The organism is Lutibacter sp. HS1-25 (assembly GCF_004121075.1).
Classification (GTDB): domain Bacteria; phylum Bacteroidota; class Bacteroidia; order Flavobacteriales; family Flavobacteriaceae; genus Lutibacter.
In genome coordinates this window covers 23060-42778 of the sequence record NZ_RHLN01000018.1, presented here as the reverse complement: position 1 = coordinate 42778, position 19719 = coordinate 23060, and the positions used below count along the sequence as shown (strand labels likewise).

The window sequence follows — 19719 nt, the reverse complement described above, 5'->3', positions numbered from 1 at the left end:
TAACATAAATTAAAAAAAATATTCCTCCCCTTGGGGGAGGTTAGGAGGGGATTATGGAAGTTTTAAAAATAGCAACAGCAGGTAGTGTAGATGATGGAAAAAGTACTTTAATTGGAAGATTATTGTATGATACAAAATCATTGACTGACGATAAATTAGAAGCAATTGAGCGCAGTAGTAAACAAAAAGGGTACGATTATTTAGATTTTTCTTTAGCCACAGATGGTTTAGTTGCCGAACGTGAACAAGGAATCACAATTGACGTAGCTCATATTTATTTTTCAACAGCAACACGTAGTTATATTATTGCAGATACTCCGGGTCACGTTGAATATACAAGAAACATGGTAACCGGAGCTTCAACTTCTCAAGTAGCCATTATTTTAATTGATGCACGTCACGGTGTAATAGAGCAAACATATCGTCACTTTTTTATCAATAATTTATTAAGAATTAAAGATGTTATTGTTGCCATAAATAAAATGGATTTGGTTGATTTTTCTGAAGAAAGATACAACAAAATTAAAGCTGATTTTCAAAAATTAGTTGACAAAAGTGATTATGAAGATCAACACATTACTTTTATTCCAGTAAGTGCTTTAAAAGGTGATAATGTAGTTGATGGGTCTGAAAAAATGCCTTGGTACAAAGGTCAAACTTTGTTAGAACATTTAGAGCAATTAGATACTAAAGATATTTACAATACAGGGAAACCTCGTTTTCCAGTGCAATATGTAATTCGTCCAAAAACAGAAGAATACCACGATTATAGAGGGTATGCTGGTAAAGTTTATGGCGGTGAATTAAATGTTGGTGATGAGATTGTTGTATTGCCTTCTGAAACAAAATCTAAAATTAAAGAGATTTATTTTTACGATAAGAAAATTGAAAAAGCTACTCGTAGATCATCAGTTACAATTACTTTAGAAAATGATGTAAATGTTAGTAGAGGTGACATGGTTGTTAAAGTTGGTGAATTGCCAACAGTTAAAAAGCAATTAACAGCTACTGTTTCGTGGATGGATACCAAGCAATTAACATCAGGTTCTAAATATGTTTTACAACATGGGGTTAATAAAGTATTGGCAAAAGTAACAGCGATTCATCATAAAATTCATCCAGATTATTCAGGAATAGAAACCGATGTAGCTGGTTTAAACGTAAATGATATTGCTTCTGTTTCATTTCAACTTAACAAGCCAATATTTTTTGATGCTTTTAAAGAACATAGAACAAATGGTGCTTTTATTTTAATAGATACACAAAGCAATAATACCGTAGGGGTAGGTTTTATTGATTAATCTAATCATTTAAAAATCAAAAACATATATTTTTTTGGTTCATAATTTATTATGGATTAGGAACCTTATTATTACTAACTAAAAAAATTGAAAACAATGCAAAGTTTTAGAACCGAGATCGAAAATCCGATCGTTGCAAAAGATATTATTGAATTAGATAAAAAAATTCAACTGTTTTACGAAGGTAAAATTGATGAAGAACGTTTTAGAAGTTTGCGTTTGGCTCGTGGTGTTTATGGGCAACGTCAGTTTGGTGTTCAAATGATTCGTATTAAATTGCCTTACGGTAAATTAACTAGCGAACAATTGCATAGAATTGCCAATGTTTCTGACGAATATTCTAGGGGAAGATTGCACATTACTACGCGTCAGGATATTCAAATTCACCATGTAAGTTTAGATAGAACTCCTGAGCTTTGGGCTGAATTGGAAAAAGATGATATTACCTTGCGTGAAGCTTGTGGAAATGCTGTAAGAAATGTTACTGCTAGTGAAACTGCTGGTATTGATAAAAATGAACCTTTTGATGTTTCGCCTTATGCTCACGCAGTTTTCGAATTCTTTTTACGTAATCCTATTTGTCAGGAATTAGGTCGAAAATTTAAAATTTCTTTCTCAGGAACAGATAAAGATACCGCATTGAGTTTTATGCACGATTTAGGTTTTATTGCCAAAATTGAAAACAATGTTGTTGGTTTTAAAATAATGATTGGTGGCGGATTGGGTTCTCAAGCTCGTTTGGCTGATACATTGTTTGATTTTATTGAAGCTGATAAAATTATTCCGGTAACAGAAGCTGTTTTACGTGTGTTTGATAGGTATGGTGAGCGTTCAAAAAGAGCCAAAGCGCGTTTAAAATTCTTAATTAAGGATATTGGATTGGATGCTTTTGTTAAATTGGTTGAAGAAGAGCAAAAAGCATTGTCTACACAATCTTTTCCAATAGATACTTCAAAATTTGATTCAGAAATAATTGTTCCAGCAATTGAAGTGCCTGCTGTAGAAATTACAGACAATGTTGCTTATGATTTATGGAAATCTACAAACGTTATTGAACAAAAACAAGCTGGTTTTAGTGCTATTGGTATTAAAGTGCATTTGGGTGATTTTTATACAGACAAAGCACGTTTATTGGCCGATTTAATCAAAAAATATGCGGGTAATGAAATCCGTTTGTCATTGCGTCAAAATATATTAATTCGTCATGTAAAAAATGAGTTATTGCCTTTTTTCTATGTCGAATTACAAAAATTAGGTTTTGTTGAAGCGGGTTACGAAAGTGCTTTAGATATCACATCTTGTCCAGGAACTGATACTTGTAATTTAGGTATTGCAAGTAGTACAGGTATTTCTGCAGAGTTAGAAAAAGTATTAAAAAGTGAGTTTCCTCAATATGCAAACAACAAAGAAATTGCCATAAAAATTAGTGGTTGTATGAATAGTTGTGGGCAACATTCAATGGCGCACATCGGTTTTCAGGGTATGACTGTGAAGTCTGGAAAATTAGTTGCACCAGCGTTGCAAGTATTGTTAGGTGGTGGAGTTTTAGGAAATGGAGCCGGAAGAGTTGCTAATAAAGTAATTAAAATTCCAAGTAAACGTGGCCCGGAAGCTTTAAGAACAATCTTAAATAATTACCAAGATAATGTAATTGTTGGAGAATCGTTTTTAGATTATTACGACCGTCAGGGTGAAATTTATTTTTACGAATTGTTAAAACCTTTAAGTGATACTACAAATTTAGTACAAAGTGATTTTATAGATTGGGGTTCTGAAGAGCAGTTTGAAATGGCTGTTGGTGTTGGTGAATGTGCTGGTGTTGTTATTGATTTAATTGCAACTTTGTTATTTGAAAGCGAAGAAAAATTAGAAAATGCAGTAGGGTCTTTAGAGTTAAATCAATATTCAGATAGTATTTATTATTCTTATTTAAGTATGGTAAATACAGCCAAAGCATTGTTATTGGCTGAAGATGTAAAAACAAATACACACGCTGGTATTATTGCAGATTTTGAAACTACTTTTGCTTCAAAAATAGATTTAGACAAACCTTTTTCAGCGTTTATTTATCAATTACAAAACAATGAGCCAAGTTTAGAATTTGCTCAAAAATATTTGGCCGATGCTCAATTGTTTTATAAAAAAGCAGACGAATTTAGAGCGAGTACTTTAGTTGATGAAGCTTAATAAAAATATAAAAGTAACTTTAATTGGTGCTGGTCCTGGTGATCCAGATTTAATTACGGTTAAGGGTGTTAAGGCATTGTCTAAAGCAACTGTTGTTTTATATGATGCCTTAATAAACCAAAATTTATTGAAGCATGCGCCCAATGCGACTCATATTTTTGTTGGAAAACGTAAAGGAATGCATAGTTTTTCTCAAGATAAAATCAATCAATTAATTGTAAGCAGTGCCTTTCAATATGGTAATGTTGTACGTTTGAAAGGAGGAGATCCTTTTGTTTTTGGACGAGGTTCTGAAGAGATTGATTATATAGAATCTTTTGGTATTGAAACCGAAGTTATTTCGGGTATTTCTTCTTCAATGGCAGTGCCTGCAAGTGTTGGTATTCCTATGACTTCAAGAGGTGTTTCTGAAAGTTTTTGGGTTATAACAGGTACAACTTCAAGCAAAAAATTGTCAAATGATATTTACCTGGCAGCGCAATCAACAGCAACTGTTGTTGTTTTAATGGGAATGAGTAAGTTGCCAGAAATTGTCGCTATTTTTAATAAATTCAACAAAGGTAATGTGCCTACTGCTATTATTCAAAATGGTACAACAGCCAGTGAAAAAATTGGTGTTGGTACTATAGATTCAATTTTAGAAGTAGTGGCGCAAAAAAAATTAGCGTCACCAGCAATTATTGTTATTGGTGAAGTTGTTAAAGAAAGTAGTAAATTGCGCCAGTTTTACGAGCGTATTGCAATTGAAAATTTGTAATACATATTTTGGGTTATAATTAAAAAATAGTTTTATTGCTTATAACCAGTTTTCTTAAATTGAATTTATAAAATGAGCCAAAACGAATTATATCCTGTATTTTTAAAAGTCAGCCAATTAAATGTGTTGATTGTTGGTGGCGGAAATGTTGGTTTAGAAAAACTAACATTTTTGTTAAAGTCTAGTCCAAATGCTAAAGTAACAATCGTTTCAATTAATTTTCATCCAGATTTGGTTGCATTGGCTAAAAAACATGATGTAATGCTTGTTGAAAGTTCTTACAATCCTTCGTTTTTAGATTGCAAACATATGGTTGTTGCTACAACAGATAATATTGATGTAAATGTGCAAGTTTATCATGATTGTAAAAGTAAAAGCATATTGGTAAATGTGGCAGACAATCCGCCGTATTGCGATTTTTATATGGGTGGAATTGTAACCAAAGGAAATATTAAAATTGCCATTTCTACCAATGGTAAATCACCTACTTTAGCAAAACGTTTACGTCAGTTTTTTGAAGAAGTAATTCCAGAAAATATAGACGAATTGGCTGAAAATTTAAATGCCTTCAGAAAAACAATTAAAGGTGATTTTCAGCAAAAAGTAGATTCTTTGAATGAATTAACCAAAGGTATTGTTCATAAAAAGGAGTAATTTTCTCGTTATTTAAAAAAGTATTTTACAACGTTTTATAGTTACTTCAATTTTTGAGAAGTAAAATTAACATTTTGTACTTTTTTAACGATTAAGTTGATGTTTTTATTGGTTTTTATTAATAATGAAATATTATTTTTAGTAAAAATCAGTTTTCTTTGAAATATTACTAAATTTAGCTTTTGATTGTAAAATGTATTTCATTGTATTTTTTATAAAAAAATCATTTATTTTAAAATTATCTTATGGCGCTAAAAATTGTAATTTCTCATAAAACAACTTATAAATATGATCGTGCGGTTTCCTTGTCTCCGCATATTTTCAGGTTAAGGCCTGCACCGCATTGCAGAACTCCAATTGAATCATATTCCATAAAAATTAAGCCTGAAAATCAATTCTTAAATTGGCAGCAAGATCCTTTTGGAAATTATATGGCGCGCCTTATTTTTCCTGAAAAAACAAAAGAATTGTCTGTTGATGTTGAAATTATTGCCGATTTAAAAACCATCAATCCATTTGATTTTTTTGTTGAAGAAGCTGCAGAAGAATATCCGTTTGAATATTCTGAAACCATTAAAAAAGAGCTAATACCTTATTTAGAAATTAGAGAAAATGGAAAACTTTTACAAGATTTCTTAAAAACCATAGATTATACACCGCGTAAAACCATCTATTTTTTAATTGATATCAATAGAAAAATTTATGAATATTTAAATTACAATATTCGATTAGATCCAGGAGTTCAAACTTGTGAAGAATCTTTAAAATTAAAAAGTGGCTCGTGTAGAGATTACGCTTGGTTGTTTGTACAAACATTACGTCATTTAGGTTTTGGAGCACGTTTTGTTTCAGGATATTTAGTGCAGTTGAAATCCGATGAAAAATCATTGGATGGGCCATCTGGTCCTGAAGAAGATTTTACCGATTTACATGCGTGGGCTGAGGTTTATTTACCAGGTGCGGGTTGGATTGGTTTTGATGCAACTTCGGGCTTGTTAGCAGGTGAAGGTCATATTCCATTAGCTTGTACGCCTAGCTTTGAAAGTGCTGCGCCGGTTGAAGGGATGACAGATATTTGTGAAACCGAGTTCTTTTTTAAAAATTCAGTAAAACGTATTTTTGAATCGCCACGCGTTACAAAACCATATACAGATGAGCAGTGGAATGAAATTTATAAACTTGGTTTTAAAGTTGAAAAGCAATTAGAAAAAGGGGATGTTCGCCTAACTATGGGAGGTGAACCTACTTTTGTTTCTATTGACGATATGGAATCTGCAGAATGGAATACCGATGCAGATGGACCAAATAAAAGAAGGTTAGCTTCAAATCTTACAAAAAGATTATACGATAAATTTGCGAAAGGTGCTGTTTTACATCAAGCACAGGGAAAATGGTATCCAGGTGAGCCATTGCCTCGTTGGCAATTTGAATTGTGTTGGAGAAAAGATGGGAAACCTATTTGGCATAACGAAAAATTATTGGCTGAATTTTCGCCCAAAGTTGAATTGCCTGAAAATGCAGATATTAAATTCTTAGAGAAACTTACAAATTATTTAAGAATTTCAAATCAACATATTATTCCTGCCTATGAAGATGCTTTTTATTTTTTATGGGAACAAGGTAAATTGCCAGTTGATGTTGATCCTTCTAAAGATAAAGATGCTTCTTTGGTTCGAAAAAAATTAAATGAAATTTTAGAAAACGGAACTTCAAATGTTGTTGGTTATGTGTTGCCTTTGAATAATTCAGACGGGCAATGGTATACCAATAAATGGGAATTTAGGAGGCAACATGTGTTTTTAATTCCAGGAAATTCACCCGTAGGATTAAGATTGCCGTTAGATTCGTTGATTCAGAATTCAGGTAATGAATTTCCAAGGTACGAACCTGATAATTTTTCGAAAAAGAAAAAACTGCCAAGTTATAAACGACTTGCTTTGATAAGACATAAAGCTTTTTTAAGTGATGGTATTTTAGAAAACAAGCATAATTATTTTGTTAGAACCGGATTGTGTGCTGAAGTTAGAGAAGGTAAATTGTATTTGTTTTTACCGCCTTTAGATAGTGCCGAAATATTTTTAGATTTAATTGCATCTATTGAATTAACTGCGCGCGATTTAAAAATCCCTGTTGTTTTAGAAGGTTACGAGCCACCAAAAGATCACAGGTTAGAATCTATGAAAATTACACCAGATCCTGGAGTAATTGAAGTAAATGTGCATCCTACTCACAATTGGAAAGAGCTTACAGAAAATACTTTTACCATTTACGAACAAGCAAAATTAGCAAGGTTAGGAACTGAAAAGTTCATGTTAGATGGTAAACATACTGGTACTGGTGGTGGAAATCATGTTACTTTAGGTGGTACAACTCCAGCCGACAGCCCGTTGTTAAGAAAACCAAGTTTGTTAAGAAGTTTGTTAACTTTTTGGCAACATCATCCAGGACTTTCATATTTGTTTTCAGGAGCATTTGTTGGTCCAACAAGTCAGGCGCCAAGAATTGATGAAGCTCGTTTAGAAAATTTATATGAACTTGAAATAGCTTTTAGTCAAATTCCTAAAGATGGAGAAGTGCCTTTTTGGTTAACAGACCGTTTATTTAGACATTTATTAACCGATTTAACCGGAAATACACATCGTGCAGAATTTTGTATAGATAAGTTGTATTCTCCAGATTCTTCTTCAGGAAGATTGGGAATTTTAGAGTTGAGAGGTTTTGATATGCCGCCACATCCACAAATGAGCTTAATGCAAATGTTGTTGGTAAGAACGTTGGTTGCTTGGTTTTGGAAAAAACCCTACGAACACGATTTGGTACGTTGGGGTACTGAATTACACGATAAGTTTTTAATTGAACATTATGTACGTGAAGATATAAAAGATGTTGTTGAGCAGTTAAATAGGGCAGGATATAAATTTAAAGAAGATTGGTTCAATCCGTTTTTTGAGTTTAGATTTCCGTTGCACGGAATGGTGGATATCAACAATATTCATATTGAATTGCGTTCAGCCATTGAACCTTGGAATGTATTGGGTGAAGAAATGACCGGTGGAGGAACTGCCAGATATGTAGATTCTTCTTTAGAGCGTATTCAGGTTAAAGTAGCTGATTTTAACCATGAAAGATATGTTTTAACTTGTAATGGTGTAAAAGTTCAGCTAAATAGTACCACTGTAAAAGGAGAATATGTGGCAGGAATTAGATACAAAGCTTGGGATCCATATTCGGCATTGCACCCAACAATTGGGGTAGATACGCCGTTGGTTTTTGACATTGTTGATACTTGGAATAGGCGTTCTATTGGTGGTTGCACCTATTTTGTTGCACATCCAGGAGGTAGATCTTATGATACTTACCCAGTAAATAGTTACGAGGCTGAATCTCGAAGAATCAATCGTTTCTGGGAATTTGGACATACTCAAGGTGAAATTGAACCAGTTGAAGAAACAATTCAAGACGATGATAATTCGGCTAGAAGCGTTCAAGAAAAAGAAAGTTCAAAAAAATTCAGTTATAAAGAAATTCCGATTAATTTTGAATTTCCGCATACGCTGGATTTAAGAAAAAAATAATAACCATAATGTCAATTAGTACAAACAGTTTATTTAAAGATTATTTTAAAGATTTCAAAGGCTACGATGAGGTTTTTACTTCTGATTTAGGAATCGATAAAAATTGGGATAAATTACTAGATAATCTTTCAGATTTAGGTGCTAATAAATTAATAGATAGACAGTTAGAGGTTGATTGGTTGTTGGCTGAAAATGGCGTTACTTACAATGTTTATAATGATCCTAAAGGCTTAAATCGTCCTTGGAAATTAAATGTTGTTCCGTTTATAATTCAAAAAAATGAATGGAAAACCATTGAAAAAGGAATAGCACAACGATCTGAAGTATTGAATCTTTTATTGAAAGATATTTATGGGAAACGTGAATTAATCAAAAAAGGGATTGTTCCTTTTGAAGTTATATTTTCACATAGAGGTTTTTTAAGGGCTTGTGATCAAATTCAATATAAAACGGCAAAACAATTATTAATTCATTCGGCTGATTTGGCAAGAGGTCCAGACGGCCGCATGTGGGTGGTAAATGATAGAACCCAAGCACCATCTGGTATGGGGTATGCTTTAGAAAATAGATTGTCTATAAATAAAGTAATGCCAGAAATATTTGGAGATATTAGTGTTGAGCAGCCATCTGCTTTTTTTAAAGATTTTAACGAGTTATTGTTAAAAGCAGCGCCTTCAAATAGAGAAAATCCTACAGTTGTAATTTTAACACCAGGACCTCACAACGAAACTTATTTTGAGCATTCTTATTTGTCGTCTTTTTTAGGATATCCCTTGGTAAAAGGTAATGACTTGGTTGTTAGGAGTGGTAAATTATGGATGAAATCGTTGAAAGGATTGAAGCAGGTTGATGTTGTTTTAAGAAGGGTTGATGATGTTTTTGTAGATCCTTTAGAATTGCGTGAAGATTCTTATTTGGGAGTTGCAGGTTTAATGGAGGTGGTAAGACTTCAAAATGTTGCAATTGTAAACCCAGTAGGTAGTGGAATTCTTGAAAACCCAGGCTTGATACCATTTATGAATGGTATTTGTAAGTATTTTTTAAATGAAGATTTAATATTGCCACAAATTGCTTCGTGGTGGTGTGGGCAAGAGAAAGAAAGAAAACATGTGTTGGAAAATCTTTCAAAATATGTGGTAAAAAGAATTGATCGCACGCATAGAGAACATATCTATTTTTGTGAATTTTTAACAAAAACACAATTAAAAAATCTTAAAATTGAAATTTTAAAAGCCCCATACCAATTTGTAGCTCAGGAAAATATTAATTTTTCTACAGCTCCAAATTTTGTTGAAGGGCATTTAGAGCCTCGTAAAATAGTTTGTCGTACTTTTTCTGTAGCCAAAGATAATGGGTATAGTGTAATGCCTGGAGGTTTGGTACGTGTTGCTGCTGAAAGAGAAGAATTGTTAGTTTCCAATCAAAAAGGAGGAACAAGTAAAGATTTTTGGGTGGTAAGTGATAAAAAACAATACAATATTCAGCATTATTCTTGGCAAAAAACAAAAGCCAATCCGTTTGTAGGAATTGATGATGTTCCTAGTGATGCTGCTGAAAATTTATTTTGGTCTGGTAGGTATTTGGGTAGAACCATTGTAACAGCTCGTTATTTAAGAATGGTTTTAAATCAAATGGCAAATGTTCAGTTTAACCATAGAAAATCAGATTCTGAAAGTTTAAGAATTCTTTTTCAATCGGTTACCAATATAACTTCAACTTTTCCTGGTTTTACGGGAAAAAATGAAGAACAAGCCATGCAAAACCCCTTAAAAGAAATTGAATCTATAATTTTAGATGAGAAAAGAGATGGAAGTTTTGCGCAAACCATTTCAAGTTTCAATTATTCATATTACAATCTTAGAAATTTATGGTCACGAGATATGTGGCGTGTTTTTGACAGCATTCAAAGTTTATGGCAAAATTTGAAGTCAGAAAAAAATATTACGATTCCTGTGCTAGTTAAATTTTTTGATAGAATTATAACAAGACTCATTGCTTTTATGTCGCTTACCGAAGAAAGTATTTTGGTAAAACAGGGTTTGTTGTTGTATTTTATTGGGTTGCAAATGGAGCAGGCATTTACAACCATAGCTAAATTTAGGTCGTTAATAATAGTGCAACATAAGGAAGATCTGGAATATGAGATTTTAGAATCGTTATTAAATAGCCATGAAAGTTTAAATATTTACAGGTATAGTTATAAATCTTATTTAAGTATAGAAAAAGTCCTCAATTTGGTTTTGCTAGATAAGGATTATGCAAAATCGCTTACTTTTCAAATAAAAAGATTGAAGAAAGATATCAATCGATTGCCAAATAACAACAATCAAGAGTTTACAGAGTGCCAAAAAAACATTTCAAAAGCGCTTGATAAAATTAAAAGTTTAACAGTTGAAGATCTAATAAAAGTTGATGAAGAGTCAAATATGAGATTGCAATTGGATGAATTATTAGAAGAATTGAGCGATTTATTACATTCAACAAATTTGTCAATTTCAAATACATATTTTAATCATACTTACCAACAAACGCAATTGGTAAACACAACTTTATAAAATTAAAAAAATGGTTTTTGACATAATTCATACTACAAAATACAAATATGAAGATGGTGCTTCTTTTTGTCACAATCTTGCCACGTTAAAGCCTAAAAATATTCCAGGGCAAACAGTTTTGGAATATAATTTGTTTATCAGCCCAACGCCGAATGATATTTCTGAAAGATTGGATTTTTTTGGCAATACAATTACGCGATTTTCTATTCAAGAATTTCATAAGGAATTAGAAGTAACAGCAAAAAGTAAAGTGTTAAGAGATTTTGCTGTACAATTATTAGATTTTGATGTTGAAAAGGCTAAAAAAATAACTGTAAAAGAGGCTAAAGAATTATTAATTGGTTGCACTGAAGAGTTAATTGATGCTAAGCAGTTTACTTTAAAATCGCCTCTTATTTCTAGTATTTCAAAAGAAATTAAAGCGTATGCTAAAATATCTTTTAAACCAAAACGATCTTTATATGAAGCTTCTTTTGATTTGATGGAGCGTATTTTTAACGACTTTGATTTTGTGTCGGGTTTTACCACTATTGCAACGCCTTTAGATGTGGTAATGAAAGAAAAAAAAGGTGTTTGCCAAGATTTTGCACAAATAGCTATAGCATGTGTTCGATCGGTTGGGTTACCTGCCAGATATGTAAGTGGTTATATTGAAACATTGCCTCCAGAAGGTAAAGAAAAATTAGTGGGTACAGATGCTTCACACGCTTGGTTTGGTGTTTATATACCTACTTTTGGTTGGGTAGATTTTGATCCAACCAATAACCAAATTCCTAAAAATCAGCACATCGTAGTAGCGTATGGGCGTGACTATCTTGATGTGCCGCCTTTAAAGGGAGTTACCTATAGTTCAGGTAAAAATGTGTTGGAAGTCTCTGTTGATATTAGACCAAGTTTAGTGCAGTTTCAAAATCAAAATCAAACACAAATACAAGCTCAAAGTCAATCTCAGCAATAAGATTGACTTTTTTTATTGCTTTTGTGTTGATGATATGTTGTTTGTTTTTGAAACAGGAGCTTCGGGTATTTTAAAATAGTTATCGTCTAATTTTAAACCAATAATTATTAATTTATTGATAAGGTCTCTTATAAAACCTTCAGTATCTTTTTCAATATCTTCTATTAATTTATATTCAAATTCGCAGTGTAGTTTTCCTATTAAAAAGGATGCAGAATTAGTGGACCCCTTTTGATTTACCGCAAGTTTTTGAATGTATTTTTTAATTAGAAAAAGACTACTTTTGATAGATCTAGGACAGTCTGAATTTAAAATTAAAAATTCTAATGTTGTTTTTTTGGTAGGTGTTTTTTTGTAGAATCTACGCATCATATCATATGAAAAAACACATTTTAATAAGGTAGACCATTGGTGGCTGTCATCTATAACAGTATCTTTATATTTACTTTTTTCAACAGCGGCATCACTGCATTTTGAATTGATGATACGGGTAACTTGCAAGGCTCTTTCTAAATAAATTCCAAGCATTATAATCGCATAGGCTTCATCATGTAAAATAGTTCCCTTAATTTTACTTCTAATTTCAGCAGTAGATTTTGTAATCATAGATGTAAAGTCGTACAATCCATTTTTTACAAAAGTATCTGGGTTGTAGTTTTTTATGCTATGATTGATTCTGTTTATAGATTCAAAAAGTTCGGTTGAAATTAAATCTCTAGAGCTTCTTGCATTTTCATAAGCCGAGTTAAAAGAGGTTATAATAGAGTATGGTTTTTCAGTATTTAAACCAACATTAAATAATACTTCTTCTTCTTTTAATTTGATATCGGATTCAATTATTTCATCATTAACCATGTACATAATTGATCTTAACACAAAATCTCTGGATTGTGACAGTTCGTTTGGTGCATCTAATGATGAAAAATAATTTACATTTAAATATCTTGCCAAATGCTCCGAACGTTCTATATAACGTCCCATCCAAAATAAGTTATTTGCTACTCTTGCTAACATATATTTACTATTTTAATACCCAGGTATCTTTTGAACCACCACCTTGAGATGAGTTTACTACTAAATTTCCTCTTCTTAACGCAACTCTTGAGAGTCCGCCTTTTAAAACATATTCTTTGTCTTTTCCTAGCAAAGTAAATGTTCTTAAATCCACATGTCTTGGTTCAAACGATTCAGTTTCTTCAATGTATGTTGGATGTGTTGATAGTGACATAATTGGCTGGGCAATATATTTTCGTGGATTTGCCTTTATTGTATCTTTAACTTTTTGAATTTCTTCTTTTGTTAATTTATTACCTATGGAGATTCCATAACCACCAGATTCATCAACAGGTTTTACTACTAATTTATCTATGTTTTCAAGCACATAACTCATCTCTTTTTCTCTACTGCAGTGGTAAGTATGAACATTGCTTAAAATTTGATCTTCATCCAAATAGTATTTAATAATTTCGGGCATGTAGGTGTAAATTGCTTTGTCGTCTGCAACACCAGTTCCAGGAGCATTTACCAAGCAAACATTTCCTTTTTGATATGCTGAAAAAAGTCCAGGAACACCTAAAACAGATTCGGGTTTAAATGCCAAAGGATCAATAAATAAATCATCAATTCTTCGGTAGATAACATCGACCTTTTGAGGGCCGTAAATTGTGCGTTTATAAACAAAATCATTTTCAACAAATAAATCTCTTCCTTCAACCAAATCAATTCCCATTTGTTTTGCTAAAAAAGAATGCTCGTAATAAGCCGAATTGTAAACGCCTGGTGTAATAATTACACAAACAGGATTGTCAACGCCTTTTGGTTTTACAGATTCCATAATTTCTAATAAATTGGCTCCGTAATCAACCACTCTATGCGTATTGTATTTGTTAAATACACCAAATAATGCATGTTTTACGGCAGTTCTGTTTCCAATTACATAACTTACGCCCGATGGGCATCTAATGTTGTCTTCAAGTACGTAATAATTTCCGTCTGCGTGTTTGATTAAATCGGTTCCTGAAATGTGGTTGTAAACACCTTCAGGCGGATCTAAACCCTTCATTTTGGTTATAAAATTTTCAGAAGAACTTATCAGTTCTATAGGGACTATGCCTTGTTTTATAATTTTTTGGTCATGATAAACATCCCATAAAAAAAGGTTTAGCGCTTTGCTTCTTTGTAAAACACCTTTTTCAATAGTGTCCCATTCTTTTTGTTCAATAATTCTAGGAAACAAATCAAAAGGAAATATTTTTTCTTGAACAGAGTTTTCTCCATACACCTGAAACGTAATTCCAAGGTTGAAAAAGGATTCTTTTGCTCTTTCATTTAATGCATTAAATTCTGTAACCGAATATTGGCTAAATAATTTAAATAATGTTTTGTAAATATCTCTAATCTCTTTGTTTTTATTAAAGAGTTCGTCATAAAAATTTGAATCAAATTTATATGCAGAGAATAGCGGAAGTTCAATTGTGTTTTTCAAATTTCAAATTTTTATAAATGTATAAATAATTTATAAAAACAGGCTAAATAATGATTATAATTTTATAAAATAAATGTACTAATAAATATAATACATTAAATATTTAAAAACATTGCAAATAATGTAATTTGTGTAATTTAAATAGTATGGGGTTTGGTTTTAAGGTAAAAAAAGCACCTTTTTTTTAATAGGGTGCTTTTAAAAAAAGGGTTTTTAAAGCTTAAATTGTAACTAATTTATAGGTATTTTTTGAAGATTCGCAAACTGAACAGCTATAATCTAAAGGAAGTTCGTTAAAAGTAGTTCCTGGTGCAATATTTGCTTTTTTGTCGCCAAAGTCGGTATCGTAAACAGTGAGGCATTCAGTACATTGATATACTTCTTTTTCAGGTTTGTGTTCTAATTCATTATTAGATTTTATTTCGTCTTCTTTGCCTAAATTTTCAAAATACAATTTGCTTAATTCCATTAATAAACCTGGTAGTTCCATTTTATCAACATCTTGTGCGTACATTAAATATTCGCGTGTGTTTGGGTTGAAGTTTTTACAATAAAGTACATTGTAAGTAGGTCTTATTTTAAAATCTTTGATAATGGTTGGAGATTGGTTTTTTTCAATAACTGTTGAAGTGAAATAAGTGTCTTTCAACGCGCTATCACTAACGCCAAAGTTTAAACCATAGGTGCTAATATCATTTTGATCAAAATTACGGACAATAAATTTTTTGAGTTCCAAAGCCTCTGTATCATCAACAGGTAAATGCCAGTTTAATTCTAATGAAGAATGTCTTACGTTGATACCGCGTTTTCCTAATAATTTTTCTAAACTCAATTTGTGATTTCTGTGTAATCCTTTTATGATAAAAGATTTCCACGGAGTGATGCAAATTTTACCAACATTGCTATCTAAACAAAATTCACAAAAATCTTTTAAAAATGATAAATCATATTCGTTGTTTCTCCAATATAAACCTAGCCAGTAATCGTTATCACTCATTTTATTCATTCCTTCATAATATGGGAATGGGTGAAATGGAACTTCTAATTTGTGTTCAATAGTTCTATTGTTGGTTTCAATTTTTTCATTTATTAAATTGAATAGTAAATTAATATCGGTTGTTTCTTCGTAAAATTCTTCAATAGCTGCTGCAATTTTAGGAATATCCCAGCTGTATATTAAAACAGGGTATTCTACTTCACTTTCCCAATTTGGTAATTTTAAATTTAAGTGCCAGTAATCTTCATTTTCCGAAGCAATAAAATTTATTTGTCCGCTAAATAGAGGAACTAATTGTTGTTTTGGGTCGGTAATGTTAATTTTTAGGGTAGGATTGTATTTAAATTCTTCTAAAATATACAAGTAGGTTGAGCCTTTTAACCAAGGTGTTGAAGGAAAAATATCAGCAGAAACATAGGAGCAAACAATGTTTTGGAAATTTCGTTTTGCGCTACTGTCAATGTTTAAATTTGGGTATTGCTCTATAATTTCTTTATTTGCTGGGTTGTAAGGAAATAAAATATCTTGTCTAGAGCCAAATTTTATGGTTGAAAATCCCAAACTTTCGGCCATTTTAATGATTTGTTTTAATTCGCCTGGAGATAAAACGCCTCCTTTTGTAAAAATACGTTGTAATTTACTTCTCATAACTTTATTATTTAGCCTTTAGTAAAATATCGTTTATTTCTGGTTTGCAGCTTCCGCAGCCCAATCCAGCACCTGTTTTGGAGCATAGTTCGTTAAAATCCTTGCAGCCAGCATTGATTGCTGCTGTTAAGTTTCCTTCGCCTACTTGACTACAAGAGCAAATCAGTTTTCCAATTACAGGTTTTGATTCTGTTTTACCTCTCAATAATTCTGTTCTTTTTTCTGAAAGTTCAATTTTATCTTCAATAAAACGCTTAAACTCTGCAAATTCATTTTTATCGCCCATTAAAATAGCACCAACCAATAAATCGTTTTTTACAATACACTTTTTGTAAAAATGTTGGTTGATATCTTTCAAAATAATTTCTTCATATGATGGGTCGTTTTTTGGTGTAACAACCATGCCAATACTGCATAAGTCAAGGTCTTCAAATTTTAAAATATTCATTAAAACCGAACCTTTGTAAATGCTATTTAAATCGCCTAAAATAAATTTAGCAGCAATGTCTGCTTGTTGTTCTGCGGCAGAAGTAATTCCGAAAAGTGAGTTTTCAAATTCAGCAATTTCACCCAAAGCAAATATTTTTGGATCGCTTGTTTGTAAGTATTGGTTTACAATTACACCTCTTCGGTGTTCAATATTACAACCTTTTGCCAATTCTATATTTGGCAATGTTCCTATGGCATAAACAATGGCATTTGCATTTATAATTTTACCTGTTTTTAATGAAATAGAAAGTTTGTTTGGTGTAAACTCATCTTCAAAAACAGTACTTACTTCGTTGTCAAAATAAATTTGAATGCCTCTTTCTTGTACGTTTTCACCCAGCAAAGTACTAGCAACTCTATCTAATTGTCGTTCCATTAATCTTGGTGCTCGCTGAATAATAGTAACATTAACATCTTTCTTTTTTAATGAAGCTGCCAATTCTAATCCCAATAATCCGCCACCTACAATTGCTACATGTTGTTCGTTTTCAGGTAGATTGGTGCTTTTTAAGTAGTTTCTTAAATTGTCGGCATCAGCTTTTGTGCGCATTGTAAATCGGCCTGGTAAATGTAAAGGCACATCATTTGGTACAAATGCACGGCTACCAGTTGCCATAATTAATATGTCGTAATTGTGTTTTTGGTTGTTGCTATCTACAATAAACTTTTCTTGGGAATTGATTTTAGTAACAGAAACATTGGTGTGTAGATCTAACTTTAATTTTTCAACTTCTCCTTTTTTTAATTTTTGAAGTTGCTCCCAAGTGAGGTCTTCGCTTACGTATTCAGGTAGTAAAACCCTGTTGTAAAACGGATTTTCCTCTTTTGAAAAAATGGAAATTTCATCTGTTTCATTGAAGCTTCTGTATGTTTGAACAAATCTGTATGCTGCTGCGCCTGCGCCAATAATACAAATTTTCTCTTTTTCTTTTTTATGTTTTACAACTTGAACAGCTGAAAATTTAAAATCTGGTTCTTTTGAAGTTGGGTCAACCAAATTGTTGGTTAAATTGTTGGCTCTACCAAAATCGTTTCCGCGAATTTTACCCCAATGCATTGGTAAAAATACAACACCTTCTTTTATGTCGAAATTCAATTTAACTTTTACGTTAACACAACCACGATTGTTATAAATCTTAACAATATCGTTGTTTTTGATATTGCGTTCCATGGCATCAATGGTGTTCATTTCTAAATAAGGTGAAGGAATATGTGTGGTTAAACGATTCACTTTTCCTGTTTTGGTTCTGGTGTGCCATTGGTCTCTAATGCGACCTGTTGTTAATATCAACGGAAATTCAGCAGAAATTTTTTCCGACTTATTTAAAATGTGTTTTGGAGTGTTAAAATGCGCTTTTTTATCTGCAGTTTCAAACTGACGATCTTCAAAAAGTCGAGGAGTTCCTGGGTGAGCCGAGTGTGGTACAGGCCATTGAAAGCTGCCTTCTTCAATCAATCGTTTGTGCGATAAGCCCGAGATGTCTATGTTGGTACCTTTTGTTAAGGCGCAATGTTCGTCGTAAACCTGACCAACATTTTCGTAGTCAAATCCTTGAAAATTCATTTTTTGAGCAAATTTCCAAATAATTTCAGCATCCGGAAGTGCTTCACCAGGAGCGTCAATTACTTTTGGTAAATAACTAATTCTACGTTCAGAATTGGTCATTGTTCCTTCTTTTTCAATCCAGCCTGCTGCAGGTAAAATTAAATCAGCATATTGTGTTGTTTCCGAATTGTGTGAAATTTCTTGTACCACTACAAAGTTGGCTTTTTCAAGCGCTCGTTCTACTTTTTTAGCATCGGGTAAACTTACAACTGGGTTGGTACAAACAATCCAAATTGCTTTTAATTTTCCGCTATCCAAAGCGTCAAACATTTCTGTAGCGGTTAATCCTGGTTTTGGAGAAATTGGATTACTTCCCCAAAAATTGGCAACTTCAATTCGATCTTGTTCGCTTAATAAATTTTTATGAGCAGCCAATAAATTAGCCATACCGCCAACCTCACGACCACCCATGGCGTTTGGTTGACCTGTTAAAGAAAATGGTCCAGAGCCCGGTTTACCCACATGACCTGTCATTAATGAAAGGTTGATAAGTGCTATATTTTTATCAACGCCAATAACACTTTGATTTAAGCCCATTGTCCACATGTTGATAAATCCTGTTGCTTTTGCAATGTAGCCTGCAGCTTTTTTTATGTCACTAACTGAAACGCCACAAATGTTTGCAGCTTCTTTAAATGAAGTTTGAAGTACTAGATTTTTGTAGTCTTCAATACCAGTAGTGTGGTGTTTTATAAAGTAATTATTGATTTTTTTTTGTTCAAATAACCTGCGTGCTATGGCATTGTACAAAACCACATCGGTACCCGGTGTAATTTGCAAATGTAAATCGGCTATAGAGGCTGTTTGTGTTTTGCGTGGGTCAACAACTACAATTTTTATATTGGGATTGGCTTGTTTGTGTTGTTCTAATCTTCTAAAAAGAATAGGGTGGCACCAAGCTGGATTTGCTCCTGCAATTAAAAAGGTATCTGCCAATTCAATATCTTCATATGAAATTGGAACATTGTCATCTCCCAACGATTTTTTATACCCAACAACTGCTGAACTCATACAAAGTCGCGAGTTGGTGTCTATATTATTGGTACCTAAAAAACCTTTGGTTAATTTATTTATTAAGTAGTATTCTTCAGTTAAGCATTGTCCTGAAACATAAAAACCTACACTGTCTGGTCCGTGTTTTTCAATAATACTTTTAAAAACGGCAGCTGCTCTGTCTAAAGCATCGTCCCAAGTAACACGTTGCATTGGGTGATTTTTGCTCCAACGCATTTCAGGATATAAAATTCTGTCTGAAGTTTCTTGAGCCACATAATTCAAATTCATACCTTTTGTACAAAGCATTCCTTTGTTTACAGGATAATCTGGATCTCCTTTTACAGTAATTTTTCCGTTTGAATCTTGATTCACTAAAATTCCACAACCAACTCCGCAATAAGAGCAAATGGTTTTGTGCGATTTTGATTTTAACATGCCTTTACTTTTTTAAGATTCATAAGTGTAAGGCAAATATAGTAATTTACGTATAAATACGTAATAAAATACGTAA

At 32.4% G+C, this 19719-nt stretch carries 11 protein-coding genes; 7 read left to right on the top strand and 4 right to left on the bottom strand.

From position 1 onward, the window contains the following. Positions 1-53 precede the first annotated feature (53 nt). The 7 genes from EC396_RS08285 (at position 54) to EC396_RS08255 (ending at position 11987) form a co-directional block, all read left to right on the top strand. Positions 54-1301 (top strand): sulfate adenylyltransferase subunit 1, encoded by a 1248-nt coding sequence (locus EC396_RS08285; RefSeq protein WP_129366241.1) that lies wholly within the window; start codon positions 54-56, stop codon positions 1299-1301. Between the two features lie 96 nt (positions 1302-1397). Next, the gene (locus EC396_RS08280; protein ID WP_129366240.1) at positions 1398-3488 is read left to right on the top strand and encodes a HEPN domain-containing protein; all 2091 of its coding nucleotides are present in this window, start codon (positions 1398-1400) and stop codon (positions 3486-3488) included. Further along, entirely contained in the window at positions 3478-4245 is a 768-nt protein-coding gene (gene cobA, locus EC396_RS08275) for a uroporphyrinogen-III C-methyltransferase (protein ID WP_129366239.1), read from the top strand. The genes EC396_RS08280 and cobA overlap by 11 nt, the downstream gene beginning before the upstream one ends. Before the next feature lie 72 nt (positions 4246-4317). After that, the gene (locus tag EC396_RS08270; protein ID WP_129366238.1) at positions 4318-4899 is read left to right on the top strand and encodes a bifunctional precorrin-2 dehydrogenase/sirohydrochlorin ferrochelatase; all 582 of its coding nucleotides are present in this window, start codon (positions 4318-4320) and stop codon (positions 4897-4899) included. 245 nt (positions 4900-5144) lie between these two features. Then, a complete protein-coding gene (locus EC396_RS08265; protein WP_129366237.1) occupies positions 5145-8474 on the top strand; it encodes a DUF2126 domain-containing protein in 3330 nt (1109 codons plus the stop codon). 8 nt (positions 8475-8482) lie between these two features. Then, entirely contained in the window at positions 8483-11029 is a 2547-nt protein-coding gene (locus EC396_RS08260) for a circularly permuted type 2 ATP-grasp protein (RefSeq protein WP_129366236.1), read from the top strand. A gap of 10 nt (positions 11030-11039) precedes the next feature. Then, positions 11040-11987 carry a transglutaminase family protein gene (locus tag EC396_RS08255; protein WP_129366235.1) on the top strand — a complete coding sequence of 316 codons (948 nt, stop codon included), beginning with the start codon at positions 11040-11042 and terminating at the stop codon, positions 11985-11987. 12 nt (positions 11988-11999) lie between these two features. On the opposite strand, the gene EC396_RS08250 is transcribed toward EC396_RS08255, so the two are convergent. The 4 genes from EC396_RS08250 to EC396_RS08235 all read right to left on the bottom strand — a co-directional run bounded on the left by EC396_RS08250 (position 12000) and on the right by EC396_RS08235 (position 19643). Continuing rightward, entirely contained in the window at positions 12000-13001 is a 1002-nt protein-coding gene (locus EC396_RS08250; RefSeq protein WP_129366234.1) for an alpha-E domain-containing protein, read from the bottom strand. Between the two features lie 7 nt (positions 13002-13008). After that, complete coding sequence (locus EC396_RS08245; RefSeq protein WP_129366233.1) at positions 13009-14472, bottom strand: circularly permuted type 2 ATP-grasp protein; 1464 nt, start codon at positions 14470-14472, stop codon at positions 13009-13011. 220 nt (positions 14473-14692) lie between these two features. Then, on the bottom strand, positions 14693-16117 hold the full coding sequence (locus EC396_RS08240; protein ID WP_129366232.1) for a rubredoxin domain-containing protein: 1425 nt from the start codon (positions 16115-16117) through the stop codon (positions 14693-14695). A 7-nt stretch (positions 16118-16124) separates the two neighbouring features. Beyond that, entirely contained in the window at positions 16125-19643 is a 3519-nt protein-coding gene (locus EC396_RS08235; protein ID WP_129366231.1) for a nitrate reductase, read from the bottom strand. Between the last annotated feature and the right edge of the window lie 76 nt (positions 19644-19719).